This is a genomic window from Paenibacillus sp. FSL R10-2796 (assembly GCF_037965315.1).
Classification (GTDB): Bacteria; Bacillota; Bacilli; order Paenibacillales; family Paenibacillaceae; genus Paenibacillus_AQ; species Paenibacillus_AQ odorifer.
The window spans coordinates 5,640,687-5,664,935 of sequence record NZ_CP150178.1; the positions used below are offsets into that span (position 1 = coordinate 5,640,687).

General features: G+C 48.2%; 13 protein-coding genes. 3 read left to right on the forward strand and 10 right to left on the reverse strand.

From position 1 onward, the window contains the following. Positions 1 to 243: 243 nt before the first annotated feature. The 5 genes from NST58_RS25330 to NST58_RS25350 all read right to left on the reverse strand — a co-directional run bounded on the left by NST58_RS25330 (position 244) and on the right by NST58_RS25350 (position 14,625). Positions 244 to 3,660, reverse strand: coding sequence for an AAA family ATPase (locus tag NST58_RS25330; protein WP_339244525.1), 3,417 nt, complete (start codon positions 3,658 to 3,660; stop codon positions 244 to 246). A gap of 1 nt (position 3,661) precedes the next feature. After that, positions 3,662 to 4,843, reverse strand: coding sequence for an exonuclease SbcCD subunit D (locus NST58_RS25335; RefSeq protein ID WP_076136581.1), 1,182 nt, complete (start codon positions 4,841 to 4,843; stop codon positions 3,662 to 3,664). A 40-nt stretch (positions 4,844 to 4,883) separates the two neighbouring features. Next, positions 4,884 to 8,927: a helicase-exonuclease AddAB subunit AddA gene (gene addA, locus NST58_RS25340; RefSeq protein WP_339248800.1), complete on the reverse strand. Its 4,044-nt coding sequence runs from the start codon at positions 8,925 to 8,927 to the stop codon at positions 4,884 to 4,886. 2 nt (positions 8,928 to 8,929) lie between these two features. Further along, positions 8,930 to 12,442 carry a helicase-exonuclease AddAB subunit AddB gene (gene addB, locus NST58_RS25345; RefSeq protein WP_339244526.1) on the reverse strand — a complete coding sequence of 1,171 codons (3,513 nt, stop codon included), beginning with the start codon at positions 12,440 to 12,442 and terminating at the stop codon, positions 8,930 to 8,932. A gap of 758 nt (positions 12,443 to 13,200) precedes the next feature. After that, positions 13,201 to 14,625 (reverse strand): class I SAM-dependent rRNA methyltransferase, encoded by a 1,425-nt coding sequence (locus NST58_RS25350; RefSeq protein ID WP_248549502.1) that lies wholly within the window; start codon positions 14,623 to 14,625, stop codon positions 13,201 to 13,203. 99 nt (positions 14,626 to 14,724) lie between these two features. Between NST58_RS25350 and NST58_RS25355 the strand changes: the two genes are divergently transcribed. After that, entirely contained in the window at positions 14,725 to 15,711 is a 987-nt protein-coding gene (locus tag NST58_RS25355) for a Na/Pi symporter (RefSeq protein WP_339244528.1), read from the forward strand. Positions 15,712 to 15,765: 54 nt separating this feature from the next. On the opposite strand, the gene NST58_RS25360 is transcribed toward NST58_RS25355, so the two are convergent. The 4 genes from NST58_RS25360 to NST58_RS25375 all read right to left on the reverse strand — a co-directional run bounded on the left by NST58_RS25360 (position 15,766) and on the right by NST58_RS25375 (position 21,318). After that, positions 15,766 to 16,596, reverse strand: coding sequence for an energy-coupling factor transporter transmembrane component T (locus tag NST58_RS25360; RefSeq protein ID WP_076128979.1), 831 nt, complete (start codon positions 16,594 to 16,596; stop codon positions 15,766 to 15,768). After that, positions 16,593 to 18,299, reverse strand: a complete 1,707-nt coding sequence (locus tag NST58_RS25365) for an ABC transporter ATP-binding protein (protein WP_339244530.1) — start codon at positions 18,297 to 18,299, stop codon at positions 16,593 to 16,595. The genes NST58_RS25360 and NST58_RS25365 overlap by 4 nt, the downstream gene beginning before the upstream one ends. A gap of 81 nt (positions 18,300 to 18,380) precedes the next feature. Beyond that, positions 18,381 to 18,941 carry an ECF-type riboflavin transporter substrate-binding protein gene (locus tag NST58_RS25370; RefSeq protein ID WP_076128974.1) on the reverse strand — a complete coding sequence of 187 codons (561 nt, stop codon included), beginning with the start codon at positions 18,939 to 18,941 and terminating at the stop codon, positions 18,381 to 18,383. Between the two features lie 151 nt (positions 18,942 to 19,092). After that, the gene (locus tag NST58_RS25375) at positions 19,093 to 21,318 is read right to left on the reverse strand and encodes a hypothetical protein (RefSeq protein ID WP_339169341.1); all 2,226 of its coding nucleotides are present in this window, start codon (positions 21,316 to 21,318) and stop codon (positions 19,093 to 19,095) included. A gap of 209 nt (positions 21,319 to 21,527) precedes the next feature. Here NST58_RS25375 and NST58_RS25380 point away from each other — a divergent pair, with 209 nt between their 5' ends. Together NST58_RS25380 and NST58_RS25385 are read left to right on the forward strand one after the other, a co-directional pair. Continuing rightward, entirely contained in the window at positions 21,528 to 22,262 is a 735-nt protein-coding gene (locus NST58_RS25380) for an AzlC family ABC transporter permease (RefSeq protein ID WP_036683898.1), read from the forward strand. Continuing rightward, the gene (locus NST58_RS25385) at positions 22,253 to 22,579 is read left to right on the forward strand and encodes an AzlD domain-containing protein (protein ID WP_036683900.1); all 327 of its coding nucleotides are present in this window, start codon (positions 22,253 to 22,255) and stop codon (positions 22,577 to 22,579) included. Before NST58_RS25380 ends, NST58_RS25385 begins: the two co-directional genes overlap by 10 nt. Before the next feature lie 323 nt (positions 22,580 to 22,902). On the opposite strand, the gene mtaB is transcribed toward NST58_RS25385, so the two are convergent. Further along, positions 22,903 to 24,246 (reverse strand): tRNA (N(6)-L-threonylcarbamoyladenosine(37)-C(2))-methylthiotransferase MtaB, encoded by a 1,344-nt coding sequence (gene mtaB / locus NST58_RS25390; RefSeq protein ID WP_076128970.1) that lies wholly within the window; start codon positions 24,244 to 24,246, stop codon positions 22,903 to 22,905. Positions 24,247 to 24,249: the final 3 nt, after the last annotated feature.

Below are 24,249 nucleotides of genomic sequence, written 5' to 3' on the forward strand. Positions count from 1 at the left end.
ACTGTATCTGTTACAGAATGAACCATTAAATAAATATATCAACACCGTTAGGCCTAAAAAAGACAAAAAAAAGAGAAACACCCTTCACAGCTTATAAAGCTGATTCGGCGGCGGACGTATGAAAAGGAGTTCATTCCCTGCCATACGTCCGCCGAGGTGTTTCTAAAGTAATGTCGGCTTAGCTGTATTATAACAGCGCGTTGATACTGTATCTGTGATAAGAATCACACACATTGTAGATCTTCACATTTTTTCCAAAAGGATCCGAGATCCCCCTCCACCCTGCTCAGCAGGTACTACTACCAGCTTGCGTGGCAGTCGTGCCCGAAGCTCTGGAACATGGCTGATAATGCCGACAGACAGTTGGTCGTTATGCAGTCTTTCCAATGAGGTGATTACCGTATCGAGCAATTCCGGATCCAGCGTACCAAAGCCTTCGTCCAAAAAGAAAAATTGCAATGGATACTGCCCCCGCAGCTGAATCTGTGCCGAAAGTGCAAGTGCAAGTGACAAGGAAGTTAAGAACGTCTCTCCGCCGGAAAGCGTGGAGACCGGTCTTCTTACACCACCGTTTCCATCATCACGGATTACAAAGCCACCACCCGAATCAACCTCCAGCGCATAACGCTGTTTGCTCAGGAAACGAAGCCGCTGGGAAGCAGACTGGCATACCTGCATCAATTGTTCCTCCGCAATATACTCAACAAAAGCATTTCCACGTAAAACCGTCTGCAATTTGGACAAATGATCCTGTAGAGAAGCATGTTCTAGCCGCTGGGCTTCGAGCTCCATCCAGCGAATATGCCGATGCCGCAGATCCTCCAGATCTCGCTCTGCGCGCGCTCTTGCTTGCAGCGACATTTCATCCTCTGACTTACACACGCTTAAGCTCTCCTGGCTAACTTGCCACTCCTCTTCACTTAAGCTGGCTCCGTCAAGCTTCTCTTCAATATTGCGCAGCTGCAATGAAACTTCAGCTTCTTCAGCACGATGGGCACGTACCCGAGAAGAAGAAATTTCCCGCTCTTCAGGTGCGAGAGCTGCTCCTTCAACCTCAGCGGCGGAACTAAAAGGTGAAGAGGTTAAGCTTTGCTCCCACAGATGGCTTGAAGTCACATAATGCTCTCGAGCAGATTCTGCAGCCTGGCGGGTAATCGCTGCCTCCTTGATCTCATGCTGCGCTTTTTCCGCTGCCGTGAGATGTAATCGTTGGCTGGTCTCCACAGCTGCTAACAATTCCTGCAGACGACGCTCACACTCTGCTAGAAGAGGGGCAGCAGCGCGGCCATTAGTCCACTCTAAAAGACGCCGTTCTTTTTCACGCTGCAATTCTTCTTTGCCTTCCATCTGTGTATTCCACTGAGTAAGCTCTTTATCGAGTCCGGTGATGGTCTCCTGAAGATTCTGCACCGAAGCGCTTTTCTCATCCAGAAACTTGACACTGATTTCCAGTCGGGATCTAATTTCCTCAGCTTGAGCATCCTTGGCTAACAGCTCACGATAAGCTTTTTCTACCTCTTCCGGTGCCAAATCAGGGAACTGCTGTACCCAGTTCTGCCGCAATGCGGCTAGTTGGCCACTCAGTTCCTCGGCTTTGGCGGTTAGGCCTTCTACCCAGCTTCGCTCACCTTCGGCACCCGCTGCTTCTTTGAGGCATAGCTGCTGAACTTCCTGCATTGATTGCTGCCACTGTATCGCTGTACGGCGCAGTTCTCCAGACTGGCTTTTTAATGCTAAAAATGCAGCATCAAGTTCTGCCAAAGCCTTTTCATCTGGAATGGACTTATCGGTAGAGGAAACCTCGGCAGTGCTGACTTCTGAGCCTGCCGCTGCAGGATGATTTACCGTATCAAAAGCTCCATCACCAAACACCTGCTCCAGCCAAACCAGGTCCTGCTCCCGCAGACCACGGAACATATGGCGTGCTTCCAAAGCACGTCTGGACAACACCCGAGCCTGTTGAAGCTTTATCTCCAGTTCCTGTTGCTCTAAGTTATCCTGCAATACAGCAGGGGCCGGGTGGTGTTCGCTGCCACATACAGGGCAAGGTTGTCCTGCTTCCAATTCTTTAGCCAATCCAAGCGACAGTCTGTGCAACTCATGCCCCTTGAGGGCCGCTTCCAAAGAACTGATATGTTGCTCCAGACTTTCTGCTGCGGTGCACGCAGCTTCTTCTGTCGCCAGCAGCTTCTCTTGATGCATCGCCGCCTCGCGGATCAGCTGCCCGCGAGAAGCTTCCTGCTGCCCGCGACGGCCCTCGGCCTCCGCGAGGCGCGCCTGCGCAGCCGCGAGTGCAGCGGCACGCTCGCGGCGCTCCTTCTCCGCCTTATCCCACTGGGATTCGGCGGAGTGCAGCCCTTGCAGTCTCTGCATCGCTTCTTGCAGAGACTGCCGCTCCTGGGAGCGGACACCGAGCGGCTGCAAGCTCTGCTGCAGCTCTTGCTGGCGCTTTTGGCCCTTGGCCAAAAGCTCACGCTCCCGGGCCATTCCCTCCCGCAGCTCCGTCAGCTTGCGGGAGGCCTCTTCGCGGCGCTCACGCAGAGCCGCGAGTTCGCGCCGCAGGGCGCCGAGCTCGGACTCGAGCTCGAGCGCGCGGCGGTAGGTGTCGGCCCCCTGCCGGAGGGCCGGCTCTTCCGCCGCAAGCGCGGCCTGCGCAGCAGCCGCGGCCGCAGAGGCACGCGCCGCCTCCTGCTCGGCAGCGGCGGCCAGCACCTCTTGACCCTCCGCGCGGGTCAATCGGCTCTTGAAGGCGTCTTCCGCGCTTCGCCATGCTTTCAGCGCGGGAAGCCTAGCCTCGGCCTCGTCAGCTTGGCCGAGCTTCCGTTCAAGGAGGAGAATCTCATCCTCCTTGGAGAGCAGTCCCTGCCGCTGCAATTCGCGGCGGGTCCGTTCCTCTTGCAGCTCGCGAATGCGCGTGAAACGCTCCGCGACCTGCAGCGCCGCCTCCAGCTTGCGGCGGCATTCCGCAGCATGCTGGGCTGCTTGTTCGAGGCGCTCCGCCGCTGCCTTTACATCCTCTTTGCCTGCGCTGCCAAGCCCCTGCTGCTCCGCTTCGAGCGCGCGGAGCGCAGCCTCATTCTCCTTCACCCGTCGGCTAAGCTTCAACGCAAGCTGATCGCCATACTGTTCCAAATGGAACAGGCGCTGCAGCATTTGTCGGCGGTCTACGCCCCGAAGCGATAAGAATTCGGCGAATTTCCCCTGCGGCAATACAACTGCTCGCGTGAAGTCATCCATCTTGAGCCCAATATGCTCTTCCACACAACGTGTAACATCTGCGAGTTTATCCGCCATAACGTTATCCCCGTCAGGTGTAACTTCAATGAAACGGCTAATGGTGTTACTGACTGTTTGCTCACCTGTCCGCTTGAACTTACGTTCAACGCGATAACGATGTGCCCCAGCGGAAGAAGTGAGCTCAAAGGTAAACGCCACGCTGAGTGAATCCTCAGAGTGATTCATAATCCCCTGTGTTCCATTAACGGCGCGCTCCACTTTGCCGTACATCGCCAAAGTAATAGCATCCAGCAAACTGGACTTGCCGCTGCCCGTAGGTCCAAAAATCCCAAACAGCCCGGTCTCACACAGACTTTCAAAATCTATTTCCTGCATTTCTCTATAACTCTGCAATCCTGCAACTTTTAATAAAATAGGCTTCACCTTAGTTCTCCTCTCCTTCCTCCGGCTGCTGCCGTTCTTCTTCGGTTAGCTGTAAGAACAGCTCAATCAAACGATCTTCCGGCTCCGCCCCGCCCGTCTGGCGCTGATAGAATTTACGGAACAATTCTTGTACAGGCATACGTGAACGGGAAATCTGTTCGAGCTCCAGCTCCATTTGCGGATAAATCGGACGAATATGAATGATCCCCTCACGTGATTTACGCAGGCGCTGAATATCATTCATCGACATAGCTTCACTGAGCCGAATCTCCAAATCTATAAAAGCGGAAGCATCTCTACCTTCATCCAACCAGTTATATACCTCTTGCAATCCCCCCGTAGAGCTCCATCTTACAAGTGGACGCCCACAGCGAAGATAGATTTCTTCGAAGGTCGGCTCACCGCCCGGCGCAACATCAATCAGCGTCACCGACTTGGCTTGTCCTGCTTCCGAAAAGCTATATGCCAGCGGGGATCCGCTATAACGGATCATCCCTTCCCCTTTTACACGCTGAGCGCGATGAAGATGGCCTAGTGCAGTATATTGCGCTCCACAGGATAAAGCAGAAGGGTCTACAGTGTAAGCCCCGCCCACCTGAATTGGGCGTTCCGAATCACTCTCTACACCTCCAAGCACATAAATATGGCTCATCGCCAAATTCACGGTTTGTGGCGTAAATTCCCGTCCCAACAGTTGCATAAGTTTGCCTACCCGTGCGCTGTAAGCTAGTCGAAGCTCCTCTTCCCCGCTGTCCCCAGCAAGCAACTCACCGAGACGTGCCTCAGAGGGATAGGGAAGGGCTGCGATTTTGGCAATCTCACCTGTCCGCGCAGCATGAACTGTCACTGGCTCTGAGGTTGGAAGTCCTACCAAGGTAATCCCCTGCCTTAATACAAGCGGGGAGACTGAAGATACGCGCTCCGGTTGGTCATGATTGCCGGCAATCACCACAAGGGGCCTGCCCCCTGAAGTCAGCCTGGCAGCAGCCTCATAGAATAATTGCTCCGAAGCCGCTGGCGGATTAACGGAATCGTACACATCTCCCGCCATCATAATCAAATCCACCTTATGAAAATCGGCGATCTCCACCAATTCATCTATGAACTGCTCTTGCTCCTTCTGGCGGCTTCTTCCCTCCAGCGTACGGCCCAAGTGCCAATCCCCCGTATGCAATATCCGCATCTTCGTCCTCTTTCCCCGCTCCTATGCGGCAATGAATAATTTATAATTTCACAGCATGATCGCCGTCAAAAAAGTACAGCCAAATCTCGCTGATCGGTTCTCCCAAAATATCATGTAATGCCTTGCTGTATAACTCTAGCTGAAAACGATATTTTTCCTTAAGTGCCTCTAAGCCGCCCTGATGTTCTAATACAGAGTCCGTCTTATAGTCTAGCAGAATAATCCGGTCCTCTTCACGGAACAGGCAGTCAATGACCCCTTGAATTAGCACAGCCTCACTAAAGCCTTCCTTATTGTTCTCAGGGGAAAGCTCCGAGACGGCTTCATTCATATAATCGAGCCCTCGATAAGCCTCACCTGCGGGAACCATATAACTGAACGGCATTTCTCTAAGCTTCCAAGAAGAAGCTATTAATCTACGTCCCAGTTCATTAGTATAAAAAGCTTCTATCTGATCGGGAGCTACAGCCTCCACCTGCTCAGCAGTTAGAATAGCCACTCTCTGAAGTCGGGCTAAGGTTTCTTCCACAACCATAGGATCAACCGGGCCCTCCAGCGGAATATGCTGCATGACTGTATGGTATGCTGTCCCGCGTTCCGCTGGGGTTAGACTGCGTTTTTCCATAAATTTCGGACGCCGCAAATGAAGACTGTCCGCACCTGCAACACTTGGACGTTTATCGTTTTCTATTGAGGTTGTAGAATTGCCTTCTTCCAGCAGATCAAAAGAGGGCTGCTCCTGCAACGACAACAACGCTTTTAACTCCGTAACAGAAGTTTTAGCCGGAATACCTGAGGCTGCCGCATACGGGTAATTCCATTCCAGTCTTCTAGCAATTTCATCGCTAGTCTCTGTTCCATATATATTTACAGCTTCACCCTTATGCAGTGCTTCGAGTACAGCTTGCCGTTCCTCTACCTTCTCCTCAGTCTGATCCGTTGGCAGAAACGCCCCAGAATTAAGTTCGGAAGCATTTTGCACACTGATGCTCCAGTTGGAGACATCGTTGTGCAGCACCGTGGAGACGGTACCTTCTGAACCGCCCAGCTTACGAAGAATCGCCGCCGCAGGGTGCCGGATCAATGCCGGTCCGACCCAGTCCAAATAGCTGCGCCCTCGGGCCAGCAGATGATCTGCAAGCAGCAGCTCATCCCGGTTCTGTACGCTGCTCCAGCTAGCGATTTTGCGCGGCAAATCTCTTACAGTGCCTACTAGAATCATTTTATCTCTCGGACGAGTTAACGCTACATATAATACACGCATCTCCTCCGCTAATAATTCAAGCCGTGTACGCCGGTTAATAGCCAGATAAGGAAGTGTTGGGTAGCTAACTCGCGTTTCCCGTTCCACAAAACGCGGCCCAAAGCCAAGCTCTTTGTGCATAAGAAATGGCGAATGCAAATCTTGTCGATTGAACTGTTTTGCCATCCCGGCTACAAAAACAACAGGGAACTCCAGCCCTTTGGATTTATGGATGGTCATGATTCTGACGCCATTGCCTTCTTCACCGCCACCGCCAGCTACACCCAGATCTCCGCCGTTCTCACGAAGCCGTGAAATGAACACCAGAAAACGGAACAATCCACGCGCTGCGGTGTCATTCTCAAATTGCACAGCCCGATCATACAAAGCTTTAAGATTGTTCTGGCGCTGCGAGCCTCCAGGCAGTCCTCCAACCCATTCCAGATAGCCGCTCTCCCCATAGATACGCCAGATCAGCTCACTGAGACTACCTTGTCTAGCCGCATTTCTCCAGCTTTCCAGCTGTTCTAGGAAATGTCTAAGCTTGCGCTTCAGTTCTGGACTGATCTGCGGCAGATCTTTATCAGGTAAAACATTATTCTCGACGGTGCTTGCGGATTCAATCACATGAGCCGAGAAGAGGTCATACTCTTCTTCAGCCTCTTTTGCATCTTGCATCTCCACCGCCATCTGTACTGCTTGAAAATAAGGACCCTGACTACACATACGCACCGTAGCCAATTCTTCTTCCGTTAATCCGACCACAGGTGAACGAAGTACGCCAGCCAGCGGAATGTCCTGCTGAGGATTATCAACTATTTTTAAGAGGGAAAGTGCAATTTCCACTTCTGTAGCTTCAAAATAACCTTTATTCAGATCACCATAAGCAGGGATTCCTTCCATCCGAAGCTCTTCGATGATTAGAGGGGTCCAGATTCTTGCCGAGCGAAGCAGGATTACGATATCACCGTAAATAACCGGGCGCATAATCTTGAGTCCTTTATCGTAGATAAGCAGCGGCGATCCACCGGTCATCCCCGTCATTTGTGAAATACGCCGGGCAATTGCCCGTGCTTCCAGCTGCGCCGTCTCGCTCTCAATGGCTTCACTCTCCTGAAGTAGCGCCTCACCGTCTTCAGAAGTCTCTTCTGACTTCCCTGCTGTTGAACCACGATCTATCAATAATAACTCCGGTGCAAAAAAGGTATCGGGACCCTTCTCTGCTGCACCTGGGAAATTCGCTCCGTAAACAAGCTCAGCGCGTTCGTCATAATTAATCTCCACTACCGTCTCATTCATAATCTGCCGGAAGATCATATTAACGGCATTCACAACCTCCATGCGACTGCGAAAATTACGGGCCAGATCGATAACCGAACCGCTAGACGATTCATTAGTAATTTCAGATGGATCATCGATTGGGTGTGAGCCAAAGCTGCGGTATTTATCCAGGAATAGCCCCGGCTCCGCCAGACGGAATCGATAGATACTTTGCTTCATATCTCCGACCATAAACCGGTTACCGGGTGTTTCACGGGATATTAGCCGCACAATCTCCTCTTGCACACTATTCGTATCCTGATACTCATCCAGCAGAACCTCATCGAATTGAGCACGGTATTCCATAGCTGCATCAGAAGGCAGGGAATGACCGGGCGTAGAGTCCGGATGGCGTAGAATTTGCAGACAATAATGCTCCAAATCACTGAAGTCGACTAGACCTCTTCCTGCTTTTTCAATTCTATAACGTTCACCGAATGCTATCACTGTCTCTGCAAGCTCTGCCATCAGTGGAGCCGCTTCGTTCAGCTCTTTCAAAAAAACCTCAGGCGGACGGCCAAACAATGCTTTCTGAAGATCTAAAATACTCTTCTTCACACTGTCGCGCAGTTCCTTCACCATCTCCTGCAGTCCAGGATCTGTCGAATCCTTCTTACAAGCCTTTAATTTTCCAAAATATACTTCCATAAAAATATCATATAATTCTGCCCAAGGTCGTTCGTTTACGGCATCCTGCAGTGCATTTACCATCTCAAGATCAGTGGTTAAATTCTCAGCATAGGGTGCCGGACCACCCGGTTGTAGTGCAATCTCCCGGCCTTGCATCAGCTGACTGGCTGCACCCGCAAGTGTCAGCTTCGCTTCTTCAAGAATGCTCAGCACCCATGGCGTTCCACCCAGACTTTCGGTGTCTGGCAATGAGAAATCAGCTGCAGTATCACGGAGCCATTGCGCTGGCCAAGGATGGCTGCGGGCGTAATCATGCAATCGCTGTATGAGCGCATGCACTGCATCATCACTGCGTTCACCACTGAACCAATCAGCGAGCTGCACAAATATGCTGTCCTCGCCATCCGCACCTACCTCACCGTACTTTTCCTCCAGCAACTCTTCGAGCAGCTCCTGCCGCATCATCTCCGCTTCATGCTCATTTAATATGCGGAAACCCGGATCAATCGGAATCATTTGATAATAACGCCGGATCACTTCCAGACAGAAGGAGTGCAACGTTGTAATCGAAGCTTTGCCCAGCAGGGATAGCTGACGGCGCAAATGGTCGTTCTCCCCGTTCTCCTCCAGCTCCCGATCAAGGGCTTCCCTGATCCGCTGCCGCATTTCGGCAGCCGCAGCTTTGGTAAACGTGGCTACTAGTAGCCTGTCTACACTGAAGCCGTTCTCTTCCTTACTGATCTTTCGAATAATCCGTTCTACCAGCACCGCCGTCTTGCCGGAACCTGCTGCCGCAGCAACGAGGATGTCATCACCGCTCTCCGCAATGGCGCGCCACTGGTCATCACTCCATATACTTCCTTCCGGTTTCGCTTCTATTTCAGCCTTCATACTCAAGGTGTAGTTCCTCCTTTGCGGGACAGCAGATCCCATATAACATCCTTCCCTGGCTTACCCAGATTGTTATAGCTGTTACCTTCCACAGCTTCATCGAACTGGCAGACAGGTCTAAAGGAACAGAATGTGCAGGCGGTCTCCTGCCCAATTCGGTACGGCTCAATCGCCACATCACCCTCTGTTATCCGTGTCCCGATATCCGAGATCGTCCCTCTAACGGAGGATAATAGATGGCCCCACTGCTCTGGTGTAGCTACTGAGGCACTGCTATAAAAGCTGCCGTCAGCTTTTACTGCTACAGGCACGATAGAAGAATACCCTTTGTCTAAAGTCGTATCCATCAGGGAGACAACCTCACGATCTGCTGTAAGCAGTCCTTTCATCTTGAAGCGTTTCAACAGCTCTTGCTCAGCCTGTTCCTTGTTCATCCCGTTGGATGAAGTTAACAACGGATCATGCACATGGAAATAAAGTGTGCCTGCTGGAAGTGCCGGCTGCCCCAGCCATTGCTCCGAATATGTCAGCAGCACATCCAAATAAGTCAGCATTTGCAGCGACAATCCATAATACACCTCATGCAGCTTGAGATCCTTTTGGCTCGATTTATAATCAATTACCCGCAGAAGAATTCCGTTCTCTCCACGAGCCATGTCTACACGGTCAATCCGGCCAACGACCTCCATCACACAGCCATTCGGCAGCGTAATTCTTAAAGGCGGCAACTCCTTATCCGGTCCAAAATCCAGCTCCAGCCCTACTGGCTCAAAGCTGCCCCGGCGGGCGTGCTCGCCCAGAATCACAGAAGCACGTCCAACAATATTCTTAAGCTTACGGGAGATGTACCCGTAACGTTTGGAGCTCATTAGAATTTCACCCTGCAACATCGGAGATAGCCGTTCTACTGTCTCACTGGCCTCACGCCGACATTCATCCGGAGACAAGCTGCCCCAGCCCCGTCCCTCTTGTTTCAGTCTTATCGCCATATCACTTAACGCAGCATGGAACAGCTGTCCAATATCAGGTGCTTGCAGCTTATATAACTGGCGCTCTTTCAGTCTTAGTCCGTAGGACGCAAAATGGGAAAATGAGCACGCAACAAATTTCTCCATCCGGGACACACTGCCCCGCAGTGTTGAGCCACCATACAATCTGAGGCTTGTGCCACGCTTTAGCTTCGTTCCCTCATTACGATAGAACAGTGAACTTAGCAAACGTTCCAGTTGAAATTTACGATCTTCGTTCTTAGTAAACCAGTTATACACATCCCACCATAGCTCCGGAATTTCTGTTCCTTGGCGCCACTGCCGCAGCTGCATAATCAATGCGCGAAGACTCTGTTCTGGTTGACCAATGAAACCGAGATGGATAGGATTTCCGACTTCTATAGGTAGTCCCGAAGGGGGAAGTGCTGACAAGCTGTGCTCTTGAACCCTTGGGAACATTCTATGCAAATGCCGGATAACCTCAGAGGGAAGGAGAGCTTTGCCCTCATCATCCGCTGTAGCGTAGCTAATCCAGAGCTTTCGGCTTCCTGTCGTTAGTGCATTATAGATCAGAAACCGCTCGTCCAGCAGTTTACGAGAAGCGCCGGGAGCAAGCTCCATTCCAGCATTCTCTAGTACGGAGCGTTCACCTTCCGAGAGAATTCCATCTTCCTTAAACTGCGCAGGCACAACACCTTCATTAAATCCAAGCAAAAAAGCGTATTTAACCCCCGTTGGGCGAGTCCGATCCATATTGCCGACCAATACTTGATCCAGTGCGGGCGGAACTAGTCCCATTTTAAGTTCAGCAAGACCTGTCTCTAGAACTCCAGTGAACACTTCAAACTCAAGTCTTTCATTGCCCATCATTTCTACTATCTGATCTAACAGATCAAGTACCGCACCCCACAACTGGCTATGTTCCCTAGCCTTCTCGGGTTGGCCCTTCTCCATAGACTTAACACTGAGTTTCTCCAGCTTTCGTGCAACATCCGTCTCTTCAAGCAGCTTGTACATTGCCGTACATAGTTCAAGGCCGCTTCGGCTTTTCTGGATTCGTTTCTCAAAAGCAAATAATGGACCTGTTATACTAGCACGGCATCGTTCCATAGTAGCAAGCAGTTCATCATCCATCTGTCTGCCGCCTTCCAGCGACAAGCTAGGAATACCTTTCCAGGAGCGGCCATCTGTCCAGCGGAACCCCTGAATCCCACAAGCCAGCACATAGTTTTCTAAAGCATCCATATCTTCACGCGTAATACTACCGTCTAGCGGAAGCAGAAGCTCCGTCTTTACGCAACGGAATACATCCTCATAACGCCAGCGACGACGCACTACATCCAATGCGGAACGTATAAACTCCACTAGCGGATGATGCAGCTCATTCACCTTCTGGTCCAGAAAAAATGGCACTCCATAATCTTGGAACAACGGCTGAACCAGCTGCTCGTAATCGCCAATATTGCGCATCAATACGGCCATTTCGCCATATTTTGCACCTTCATCCCGCGCCAGTCTAGTCATTTCGCGCAGGGCTCCCTCAACCTCTGCTCTGTGCGAAACTGCGGCGCCTATGGATATAGCCTCTCTTGCCAGTTCATCCGCACCTATCCAAGCCTTCCGGCGATCATATCCCCGTTCAAGGTGAGCAAGTACTGGACTTTCCTCAAAACGCGGAAGAACCGTTGGCTCCAACAGCTCGTCCCATACATCAATGCCCAGCTCTTCAGCAATTCCTCGCAGTTTAATGTAAGTAACCGCAGTTGGGTGAAACAATTCAAGCTCATTCAACTGATCTCCATAGGGGTAAGGACGATCAATTGTAAGCGAAACCGTCAGCCTCGAAGCTTGCTGCATCAATTCTCGAAGCACTACGAATTCCTGCGGAGTAAATCCATGGAACCCATCTACCCAAATCTCTGCCCCGCGAATGTAGGAGGAATCTGGAATATGCTCAGCCAGTTCTGCTAAACGATCCTCTTCATCGATATAAAGACGGGACATTTCCTTCTCTAAATCGCTAAATACCAGCTGCAAATCATCCAGCTTACCCTCAAGAATAGGACTTCTTGCAATAGCTCCTCGCATAGCGGACAGCTGTTCCTCTAAATCAGTGGAACCCAAACAGCAACGTTTCATCTCCGTGTGCAGTTGGTTCAGACGTTCCACAAAACCCGGTCTGTCTGCTGAGGCACCGAATAATTTCAGTTCCTCTTTGCGGCGACTGATGATTTTGTAAATTAACATTTTCTTACCTTCTTCACTGATTGGCAGACTTGCACTGCCACCAGTTTCCTGCTTCACACGATAGGCAAGCCGCGAAAAACTCAGTGTCTGCGCCCGAAGGCTTCCCTTCACATTCCCTACGGTCAGAAGCCCCCGTTCTGCTCCAAAAGAACCTTGCTCTGGCACAAGAATAATAATCGGCGCACCAAGCGGTTCCTTTTCTAAGGAAGAAGAGATAGATTCCCATATTTTTGTTGTCTTGCCACTGCCCGAGCGGCCTAGTAAAAAGGTTACCGGCATAAATGATAGACTCCTTCCGTAGCGGAGAAAATATATAGAATACAGGGTGAAATATCCACCCATTGATTACACTCCAATTAAAAAAGTTCAGTGATTCCTCGTCCCCTCAGTATATCATAACCACACTAATCGGAACATGTGTTTGCTAGTATTTTCTAATGTTTTACAAAGGATAAACAGCTATGAGTACAAATAAAAAAAGCAAACCTCCGGATTTTGGCGGCTTGCTTTTTAGAGTGTTTAGTTTGTTTTTAATGCCAGTTGTGCAACGTTAGATAGGAGCTGCCAATGTCGGAGCATAGGGTCAATGTTAGACTGTTGGCGTTCAGTGTTCAATACTCAACATTAGCACTCTACGCCGATCGTTTTGTAATCCGCATTCCGCATATCATAATTCAATAAGCATCATTCGTTGTTTACTATTTAGTATTCCGAATTTAACACTCAACATTTCGGCTAGGCTTGTTTCATTAATTACTTAGGGACCCAGGAGCCGTTATTCGTGGATTCAGTGCTGTTATGGCAACTTTTCGGACCCCACTGACGCTATTCTTCGAAAATGTGCTGCATTACGGGTGTTATTGGGGCAATAGCGCCTTTAGGGTCCGTAAGAATTCAATAATGGGCTGTTTACGCTAAATAGAGTCATCTGAGTCCGTTAGCAACTCCTTGCATTACAGTCGACTCACGGCCACCCTACGTCCAGCCCGTTTATCCTACTTGTTACTTGGCACTGTAAACCTTTTTGACCTTCAGGCTTATTTTTTACTCCGCACTTCAAAAATCGCAAACTTCAGATAGTGTCCTTCGTTAACGCCAAGTATTTGTGGGTGGTCTTTGCCTGCGGCCCGCCATTCCACAAGTCTCAGCACCTTGCCAGCATCTTTAGCCGCATCGGCAATCGTTTCGAGGAACAGATCTGGCTGCATATGGTAAGAACAGCTTGCGGTAACCAAATAGCCGCCTTCGTTCACCAGCTTCATCCCGTGCAGATTGATATCCTTGTAACCACGACAAGCGCCAGCTACTGCACTTTTGGTTTTGGCAAACGCCGGAGGGTCCAGGATGACTACATCCCAAGTTCTTCCTCCACCTGCTGTCATCGGCTTGGATGTGTCGGTTTTGGCTGTTTTGCCTCCGGTTTTAGGATTTGCAGCAGCTGCTGCCGTCTCTGTTCCACTTGCAACTGTCGCCCGTTCAGAACGTTCCTCTAGTCCTTTAACCTGATTCCGTAGATATGCAAAAGCATCATCCACTACGAATTCAACACGATCGCTAAAGCCGTTCAGCTCCACATTCACTTTGGCACTCTCAATGGCGTGTGCTGAAACATCAAGGCAGGTTACTTTTTTCGCGCCATACTTGCAGGCATGCAGCGTGAAGCTGCCCGTATGCGAGAAGCATTCCAGCACTGTCGCACCGTCCCAATAAGGGAACGTTACATGTTTGCCGCTCTTATTAACTGGTAAGGTCTGTAGTGAACCATCCTCAGTTTCAATTTCCTGTAGCGTAATGCCGCTTCGTCCTCCCCACCCTTTCATGAGCGGAGCAATGGAAGCTCTATTCTCACGTTGGTCAAAGAAGTAACCTGTCTTCTGGCCCTCTTCAATATCAACGACCAGCTTCAGGCCATTCTCGCTCACGGTTACATGCCTTGGACATTCCCCGTACAGCACACCCGTTGTCTGCTCCATACCTTCAAGCTCGCGCACACTAACATCACTGCGCTCATAGATTCCGCGCGGTGCCATAACCTGCACCAATGCTTCGACGATTTCTGCACGCCGCTTGTCCATTCCGAGGGTAAGCAGCTGCACAACCAAAATATCTCCGAATCGATCTACAATAAGCCCCGGCAAAAAGTCCGCTTCACCATAAACCAAGCGATAAGCATCCGCACCCGGAAGGAACCGGTTTCTGTGTTGCAGACAATTCGCAAACCGTTCTGCAAAAAAGGCTGTATCCATGATCGCAAGGGGTCCCTGCGATACAATTCTTACCCGAATCTGTGACGCTGGATTGTAATATCCCACGGCCAAAAATCGGCCCTGATGATTAAGGACATCTACTAATCCCCCCGCTTCCGGATTCCCTTCTACCGATGCGACTTCACCTGCATAGACCCATGGATGGCCCTGTTCCAGTCTTTTTTTGCGATTGCGTTCTAAAATAACCGATGGCAATGACTTCAACTCCCTGTTTTTCTAAAAATGTTTTTATACATGTCCCATGCAATACATTCATATATTGGTGTACAACCCTCGTCCAAAGGAGTATGCCCTATGTTCAGTGATTTGCTGTTCCCTATCATATATGGTCTTGTTATCTTTCTAGCCGGCATGAAGCTGATGGAAACGGCGTTGTCCAAGCTAGCAGGCCCTCTATTAACTACAAGCCTAAATAGAGCTACCTCAACACCTATTAAAGGAATGATTGCCAGCAGCCTGTTGTCCGCCTTACTCCAGAGCAGTACTGCTGTAACGGTGTTGACTATCGGCATGGTCAATGCCGGCCTGCTTACCTATGCCCGCACACTTGGCATTATCCTGGGCAGCAACATCGGCACCACATTAACTACAGAATTGATCGGACTTCAGATCAATACCATGGCCACGCCCTTGCTGGCAGCCTCGCTCAGTCTGTGGGCAGCGGCAGTTATTGCAGGCGAACTGCCGCCTACATCGCGAGTGGCAGAGCTCTGCCACAAAATATCCCCGCCGCTGCAATTTATCAGTCTGGCTGTATCAGGCTTCTCCCTCGTCCTATGGGGCATCGCTGTCATGCAGTCTATCGGCGGAATACTTCAGGAAAGTGGCTTATTCCTCTGGTTCATAAACCATGCCGCTACTAGTGCCTTATGGGGGCTCGCCGCTGGAGCGTGCCTAACAGCCATGCTCCATAGCAGCGCTGCTGTCATAGCTATGGCTATGAGCATTGCCGCCTCGGGTGCCATGCCGCCTGAGCTAGGTATAGCCATTGTGCTGGGCGCCAACGTGGGCACCTGTGTTACAGCGGTCATCGCTTCCATCGGCGGCACGCCATCCGGCGTCTTCGTCGCTTGGTCCCATGTTGCGCTTAATGTAGGTGGTGCACTATTATTCTTGCCCATGATCGGGCTGCTACAAGCAAGTGCTGCATGGATTGGTGGAGGCCCTGCTTCACAAATCGCCCACGCCCAGACCATTTTCAACGTAGTCTGCTCACTTCTAGCACTGCCATTATGCTACCTGCCTATATGGTCAAAACTGGAGAAACATCTTCAGTCTTAACAAAAAGGTGCCGTTTATTATAATCCCAGTTTTCCACAACTGTACTATTATACTTCAATCGAAAATATTATAAAACCGCGAACCGTCGTAAAAAGTGATCACCGTCGAGAAAATTCCAATCAGCGCAAACAAAGCCAATGCAAAATAATCGTCTCTCGTGAACGGGCGACGGCTATACCAAGTTCGTTTGGTCTCAGTGCCAAAGCCGCGCAGCTCCATAGCGGTACTGATATTTTCAATCCGCTCGATACTAGTCAGAATTAGGGGCATCAGAATCGAAATGATATTTTTTAGCCGCTTAGGCAGCTTTTCTTTTCTAGAAATATCTATTCCCCTTGCTTGAGCAGAAAACGATATATTCTCATAATCTCGTTGAATATCCGGAATGTACCGCAGTGCCAGCGATACAGAATATGCAATTTTATAGTTCACTCCAACTCTATTTAAGGATGCTGCAAATTCACTGGGATTGGTCGTTAGAAGAAATAATAATGCCATAGGAATGACCACCGCATATTTCAGGGCAATATTGAATTGATAAAATAGCTGCTCCCAAGTTACCGTATACCGGCCTGCAATATGCATAATATCATGACGTGTCCCGTAAACACGTACGCCCTCCAAAGGAGAAAAAATAAAGATAGCTATATGATTAAGCAAAAAGAAAATCAAAATAAAATATAATACGAAAGCATAATCCTGAAATTGAACTTTGGAAATTCTAAAGGCAAGCAAACTAAATAACAGCATCACAATTAGACATCTTGTATCATATGTAATCATCCCCGTCACAGACCACACTACAAATAAAATCAACTTCGTAGCGCCGGTAAGACGGTGAATAGGTGAATCCTGCTTCGTAAAAGTTAACATTTTGGCCTTCATCCGCCTCGGCTCCTCCTATCATACGCAATAAACCTTCTAACGAACTCCTCCGGTTGTTTCAATCCAGCTTTTATAGCTAGGGCAAAAAGCGAGGTATCTTTCAAGTTCGCTTTTTTCACCACATCAGTATTCGTTAATATTCGCTCAGGGCTATCATCCGCAAGCTTCACGCCATCAGCTAACACTATAGCTCTATCGGCATATTCCAGCATCAAGTGCATATCATGCGTAATCATAATGACCGTCATCCCCTGCCCCCGCAGCGTCAAGAGAAACTCCATCATTTCGTTATAATGCCTGTAATCCTGAGCAGCAGTCGGTTCATCCAAAATGATCACTTCCGGCTCCAGTACCAGAATGGCGGCAATCGTGACCCGTTTCTTTTGGCCGTAACTGAGCGCCGAGATCGGCCAGCTGCGAAAAACATAAAGTCCGCACACCTTCAAGACTTGATGGACGCGTTCACGAACGAGCTCCTCAGGGCAACCTCGGAGTCTTAGTCCTAGGGCAACCTCATCATATAAAAGTGTCTTAGAAATCATATGATTGGGATTTTGCATAACAAAACCAATCCGCTCTGCCCGCTCCTTAATCGTGTCCTGAGCAATATCACGCCCATGCATCCGTATTGATCCGGAAGTAGGTTTATAGAAGCCACAAATCAGCTTAGAAACTGTAGATTTCCCAGCCCCATTTCGCCCCGCTATACAGACCATCTCTCCTTTATGAATACAGAGATTGAGCTTATCCAGCACCTGCTGATTTTTTTCGTATCCAAAAGAAATATCTTGCAGTTCAAGGATGGGTGGGCTCTCCAGCTTATCCTGGCGCGACTGATTGCACTCATACCAGATCTTAAGTTTATTAGAACACGCCTCCAACTGAATATCGTTCACATGCTGCGGATTCATATTTGCTGTAATCGAACATCCGGCATACTTCAAAGCCGTTAAATAGAGAGGTTCCCGAATGCCAACTTCTGAAAGCAACGTTGTGCTCAACAGCTCTGCAGCCGGCATATCCGCCGCAATACGTCCTTCATGGATCACAATAATACGATCCACCGCCCGATGCAGCACCTCTTCAAGACGATGCTCGATCATAATAACGGTTTTACCTGTCTCTTTATGCACTCGATCAATAAGCTCAATCGCTTTTGTACCGGTATAAGGATCTAAGCTTGCCAGCGGTTCATCAAAGAGCAGGATGTCCACATCACCTACCAGTACACCTGCCAAGGACGTTTTTTGCTTTTGTCCACCCGATAACTCCTGAGGAGAAGAGGCCAGAAAGTCGTGGATATCCACCGCTCTTGCGGCAGCCGCCACTTTGCTCTTCATTTCTGTCTGCTGAACCACATGGTTCTCTAGACTGAAGGCGATATCCTCACCAACCGTTAATCCTACAAATTGTCCATCCGGGTCCTGCAATACGGTACCTACCTGATTGGACAGCTCTGCGATACTCAGATCCTTCTGCTCCTGGCCTATAACCCGTAATGAACCTGATATTTCCCCTCTGTAAGCAAAAGGGATGAGACCATTAATGCAATGAGCCAGTGTACTTTTCCCAGAACCTGAGGGTCCCACGATAAGCACCTTCTCCCCTTCAACAATCGTTAAGTTAATCCCCTGTAGTGTGGGTTCCTGCTGCGCCCGATATTGAAAGCTGAAATCCTTAAATTCAATCATTACTTTTTTCATCTGAGACCTTCCTCTGGGTTAATGTGAAGAGAAAAAAGCCGGTGATTTCCACCGGCTTTTTAGCTTGGATATGTATTCCACTCAAGCTTCTCTAGTCAAGCTGCCCTGTTTCGTTCTTGTCTTAGCATACGCAATGGCTAGTAAAGATCCGATCACTGCCACCGAAGCTATATTTAATGCACCTGCGGTCAGTCCTTGCGTAAATACTTTATTAGCGGGTTCTGCATAGATCAGAATATCCAACACTGGGGCTACAAGGAACCAAGCTACAGCATTCGCTGCAATCTGAGCCAAATTAAAGCGTATTATTTCCTTCCGTCCGAATTCCCCGTCATGAATAGCGATTCTAGCTACTAACAAGCCAATAACCAGCCCTACAATTCCTGATGATATGACCCAACTGAACCATGGCGATCCATAAGATATCGTATCCTTCAGGGTATGCCCGATCAGGCCTATAAATAATCCGGCAAACGGGCCGTACAATAGGGAGAACAATGCCAGTAATGCGTATGTAGTCTCGATGTTAGTGTTTGGAATACCCGAAGGAATCGAGCCGAATCTCCCCAATATAACGAATAAAGCAGAACCAATACCAATCGCTACAATCGTCTTGATCGACAACACCTTTTGTTTTGCCATGTTTTCATCTCCCCCAACGCATCTATTATGTTTTATGTGATTATACATCGGAATAGTCGGAATTACTATAGAATCCAAATAAAAAAATCTGCAAAGCAACATAATGTTGGCTTTGCAGATTCATAGTTGATAATTCAGATCTTATTCTCTATTACTTCACTGTCACTGATACTGTAACTGTTTTGCCGCCTAGCTTTCCTTTAATGGATGTCGTTCCTTTACTCACAGCTACAATCTGACCACTTGCAGATACTCTCGCTACAGAAGGCTTGGAGCTGGTCCATACCGCACTTCCAGTAACAACAGCAGTCTTACCAGTATCATACTGTGCAGTCACGACTACATTCTGAACGGCTCCCGGAGCCATTTTCAGTCTGCTTTCATTAACGGTCAGCTTTGTTAATTTAGGAACTACAGTAATTTTGACACTAGCAGCAATCCCTTGGTAAGATCCTGTCAACGTAGCAGTACCTTCTGTTACTGCTTTAACGGTTGTAGCTTTAACTGTAGCAACCGCCTCGTTTGAGGACTCCCAATTCATACTGCTGGAGACATTCCCTGTCTTACCATTAGAATAATAAGCCGTTACCTTTATCGCTTTAGAGCCTTTAATGTTCATTTCGATAGCAGTAGGTTCTACAACTAGCTTAGTAACCTTTTGTTCAATGGTAACTGGGATACTGATGGTTTTATTAGCGTAAGTTCCCTTTAAAGTAGCAGAACCCTTCACCAGTCCTTTGATTACCTTACCGGAAGTTGTTGTCTTGATAATCGCATTCGTACCAGTAAGCTCCCATTCCATAGTTCCAGTAGCATCAAGTTCACTGCCGTTTTCCATCACAGCTTTTACTTCAGGAACAGCCTTCTCTTCACCAGTAACAATCACCAGATTTTCTTCTGGTCCAAGCAAGACAAGGACTTTATCTTTCACTGTAACCTTTACTTCAACACTTTTTTCTCTTACAGCAGTTTTTGAAGTCGTTGGGTTTTCTGATTTTATTTTACCGATAACCTTCACAATACCTGCCGATTCAGCTACAATCTTGCCGTCTTTAATGGTGGCAATCTCATCATCCGCAGAGGTCCACTCAATATCACTGCTAAGATCTAGCTTTGTACCGTCAAGCTTTGTACCATTTACTTTTGGAAGGCTTACGGTGTCATCTGTGTAAAGCTCCAATTCCGTCTTGTCGGCTGCCAATTCTGTGATCGTAGGATAAACTGTCAGCTTAAAGCTTTTATTAATTCCTCTGTACTCTGCTTTAATAACCGAAGTTCCCACTGCTTTAGCAGTCACTGCCGCAGTATCGCTACCAGGCGTAACGGTCGCCGCCAATTGATTATCCGAAGTCCATACTGCGCTGCCTGAAATGTTCGGAGTAGAATTCGCAGCATCGCGAACCTCAGCCTTTACGTTCAGGGTTTCGCCCATAAACAGGAATTGATCTCCTGTAGGAGTAAGTAGTAGCGCTTCATAAGGAGCACGTACATATACGTCTACTGTTTGTGTAATCCCCAGATAGGACACTGTAATTACAGCTTTACCAGCAGACAACACTTTGATCTCGCCTTTGTCTACTGTAGCTACACTAGCACTAGAAGAGGACCATTCCGCTTTCTCTGAAATATCATTTGCGCTGGATTTTGTAGTTTCTTTAGTCTCTGCAACCAACTTCAAAGGTGCATCTCCGACTAGCATCTCTAGTTCTTTAACGATTTTGTCGTCATGTTTAAGCTCAATTTCAGAATAAGGCAATTTCACTACAGCCTTAAAGGTTGCTGTTAAGGTCTTGTATTTGGCAGTGATCGTTGCTGTACCTTCACCAGCCAAAGTGATCTTACCTTCTGCAATGGTCAACACGCTTGTGTTGGAGCTGCTCCAAGTAGTATCAGCCGTTACATCCTTAGCAGAAGTCGCTGTTTCTCCACCAATCGCATTGGCTTTGACCAGCAGTTTATCCTCATCATCACCCAATTTGTAGTTCCCTTCAGAACTATATTCGAGCTTCAGTTCTTTAACAGGATGGGCTACCTCAACTTCAATGGTAGCAAGTGCATGATTATAAGTCGCTGTAATAATAGCTTTTCCGCTGTCAATCGGAGTCAAAAGGCCATTTACTACCTTTACAGCGTTTGTGTTAGAAGAATTCCATACAACTGCACCTGTCACATCTCTTTTAGATGAGGACCCTTCCACATTCGCATATACCTTAAGTTGCTTTGGCGTTTGTCCAACCGTAAGCTCTACTTTAGCGGAGCTTTCGAATTCAATCGAGTTGATATCGCCGGTCGCTGCAAAGACACTTACCGGAAAAACCGCAGTAGCTAACAATATCATGATGAGGAGCATTTTCGTCATTTTCCTGTACACAGTCATTTGTTCTCTCCCTTAGGCTATAATGTCGTTCGGTGGTTTATCCCCACACTCTTTTACTTATATCGACAATTGTACCCTAAGTGTTTACCCCCTGGCTCTATAAAGCGAAATTCGGGACTTTCAGACTAGATAATACGGTAAAGGTTGATCAAAATATTAGGAAGTAATATGCTAACTACTACATTCTTTCTTGAAACAAGGGGGCTACGATGAGTGCAGAGAACGTCCAACTAGAAGCAATCCCGTCTCCTAAACAGGAAGATAGCTTCCTTAAAGGGGTAAAAGATTGTATTCCCACACTACTAGGCTACTTAAGCATCGGACTTGCAGCAGGTGTTGTTCAAAAGACAGCCGGGCTCAGCATTGCTGAGATTGCCTTAATCAGCTTGATTCTTTACGCGGGCTCAGCTCAGTTTATAGCTGCTGGAATGATAGCTGTTAGCAGCTCGCCTGCGGCCATTATTATTACGATATTTATCGTGAATCTTCGCCATATTTTGCTTAGTGCAGCTCTTTCACCTTATTTCCGCCATCTTTCCCCACTGAGAAATATGCTGGTTGGTTCTTTATTGACTGATGAGACCTTCGGAGTTGCCATCAATCAAGCTTTGAATAAGCAGCAAATCAGTGAAAAATGGATGCACGGTCTAAATCTCACCGCTTATTTAAATTGGTTTCTTGCGAATGTAGCGGGAGCTTTTTTAGCCCAGTGGATCTCAGACCCTGATCAATTCGGTTTACAGTTTGCCTTACCTGCGATGTTTATTGGCATTCTTGTAATTTCCATGATTGACCGTAATAAAATCAAACTAGATTTGGTTGTCGCAATCCTTGCCGTGATCATAGCAGTAGGAAGCTCCTTCCTATTCTCCAGCAGTGTTGGAGTGATTATCGCTACAGTCATTGCTTCAACGATAGGGATGGTGTTTGAAAAATGGAAGTAAGATGGGATGTATTTCTGATCATTCTAGGAGCAGCTTTTGTGACCTTCATTCCCAGGGTGGTTCCACTCATGATCCTTAGCCGGTTTGAATTGCCAGAATGGGGAATGCGCTGGTTAAATTATGTTCCTATCTCTGTTATGGCAGCATTAATAGGTCAGGAGATATTTTTGAATGATGGGAAATTTTCGTCTTTAGCTAATAACATTGAGCTTTTTGCGGCATTGCCTACTTTTTTGGTTGCGATAAAAACCCGGAGCTTGCTAGGCACTGTACTGGCGGGGATTGTTTCAATCATGATCCTACGGATGTTTTTTTGATCCACTTCTACGCGTATGAAGTCACTATCGGACACAGCTGACCTCATTCGCAGCATTATCCCACTTTTGGAACACTAACGGACACCATAGTCGCTATTGTCATGAAAAACACCTATTATGAACCACTTTCTAAGGAATAGCTGCACTGGAGTCCGAAACTAAGCATAAAAGGCAAAAAAAATGCAAATAACGCCATCTGGGTCCGAAAGCATCAGGAGATTGTTATGAATTGGTGGTCTAGGCAGCAATAACTAAAAACAGAGCAGCCCTTCCCCGCTAACGGGAAAATGGCTGCTCTGTTGTCTTTTACTAATATCTATTGCTTAACGGACAGCCTGCTGAAGCCCAGTCTGACTAACCCCGACCAACTCACCGCGGCATTCGTTCACGCCAGCTTCCGTTATCTTCACCTGACAAAGTTCTCCTTGGAGTGAATCTTCTCCATCAAAGAACACCTGCAAATAGTTGTCGCTAAATCCATGCTGGATATTGCGCCCCGGAGCCCCTTTTGCGGCTCTTTCCGGAATAACACTTAATGTCTGACCTACAAATTTGCGAGCATAAGCTATTTGCATTTCTTCCGAAAGATCAATCAATTCCTGCACGCGTACATTTTTGATTTCTTCGTCGATCTGATTCTCCATCCGCGCTGCTGGAGTGCCCGTCCGCTTGGAGTAAGGGAATACGTGCATCTCGGAGTAATTAATAGCTTTCATGAAGTCGTAGCCGGCACGGAACATTTCATCGGTCTCCCCCGGGAATCCAACGATAACATCCGTAGTAATCCCGACATCCGGCATCGCCTGACGGATCAGCTGCATTTTGGCGTAATATTCTTCTGTCGTATATTTACGGCGCATCGCTTTCAGCACATCATTATGTCCGGCTTGCAGCGGGATATGCAGATGACGGCACATTTTAGAGGAACGGTTCAGCACCTCCAGCAGCTTCTCATCGATCTGGCTAGCTTCGATAGAACTGATACGTACCCGCTCCAGTCCATCCACCTTATCTAGATCCCACAGCAAATCGGCTAGACGGTAATTATCAAGATCATCACCGTAACCGCCGGTATGAATACCCGTGAGCACAAATTCCTTATACCCTGCTTCTACTAATTGATGTGCCTGGGTTACGATACTTTTGGGATCACGGCTGCGGGAAAGTCCACGCGACCATGGAATGATGCAGAATGTGCAGAAGTTGTTGCAGCCATCCTGAATCTTCATAAAAGCACGCGTCCGATCCGCAAAGCCAGGTACATCCATCTCTTCGAATTCACGTGTCTTCATAATATTACGAACAGCGTTGACCGGCTGACGTGAGGCTTCAATGTTTTTCACATGCGTCATGATCTGATCGCGGTCCTGGTTACCAATAACAAGATCGACACCAGGAATATCAAGAATCTCACCAGGAGAGGTCTGCGCATAGCAGCCAGTAACCGCCACGATAGCTTCCGGATTGCGGCGAACGGCACGACGAATCATTTGACGGCTTTTTTTGTCACCTGTATTAGTTACAGTACAAGTATTAATCAGATATACATCGGCGGGTCCCTCGAAATCGACCTGCTCGTAACCTTCATTTTTGAATAGCTGCCAGATGGCTTCGGTGTCATAAAAATTCACTTTACAACCTAAAGTATAAAATGCTACGGATGGCATCTC

Excerpts from the sequence above, each read along its gene's own strand:
- NST58_RS25335 (WP_076136581.1), bottom strand. The coding sequence starts at position 4,843 with ATGCGGATATTGCATACGGGGGATTGGCACTTGGGCCGTACGCTGGAG.
- NST58_RS25355 (WP_339244528.1), top strand. The coding sequence starts at position 14,725 with ATGTTCAGTGATTTGCTGTTCCCTATCATATATGGTCTTGTTATCTTT.
- NST58_RS25360 (WP_076128979.1), bottom strand. The coding sequence starts at position 16,596 with ATGAAGGCCAAAATGTTAACTTTTACGAAGCAGGATTCACCTATTCAC.
- NST58_RS25370 (WP_076128974.1), bottom strand. The coding sequence starts at position 18,941 with ATGGCAAAACAAAAGGTGTTGTCGATCAAGACGATTGTAGCGATTGGT.
- mtaB (WP_076128970.1), bottom strand. The coding sequence starts at position 24,246 with ATGCCATCCGTAGCATTTTATACTTTAGGTTGTAAAGTGAATTTTTAT.
- addA (WP_339248800.1), bottom strand. The coding sequence starts at position 8,927 with ATGAAGGCTGAAATAGAAGCGAAACCGGAAGGAAGTATATGGAGTGAT.
- NST58_RS25375 (WP_339169341.1), bottom strand. The coding sequence starts at position 21,318 with ATGACTGTGTACAGGAAAATGACGAAAATGCTCCTCATCATGATATTG.
- NST58_RS25385 (WP_036683900.1), top strand. The coding sequence starts at position 22,253 with ATGGAAGTAAGATGGGATGTATTTCTGATCATTCTAGGAGCAGCTTTT.
- addB (WP_339244526.1), bottom strand. The coding sequence starts at position 12,442 with ATGCCGGTAACCTTTTTACTAGGCCGCTCGGGCAGTGGCAAGACAACA.
- NST58_RS25365 (WP_339244530.1), bottom strand. The coding sequence starts at position 18,299 with ATGAAAAAAGTAATGATTGAATTTAAGGATTTCAGCTTTCAATATCGG.
- NST58_RS25380 (WP_036683898.1), top strand. The coding sequence starts at position 21,528 with ATGAGTGCAGAGAACGTCCAACTAGAAGCAATCCCGTCTCCTAAACAG.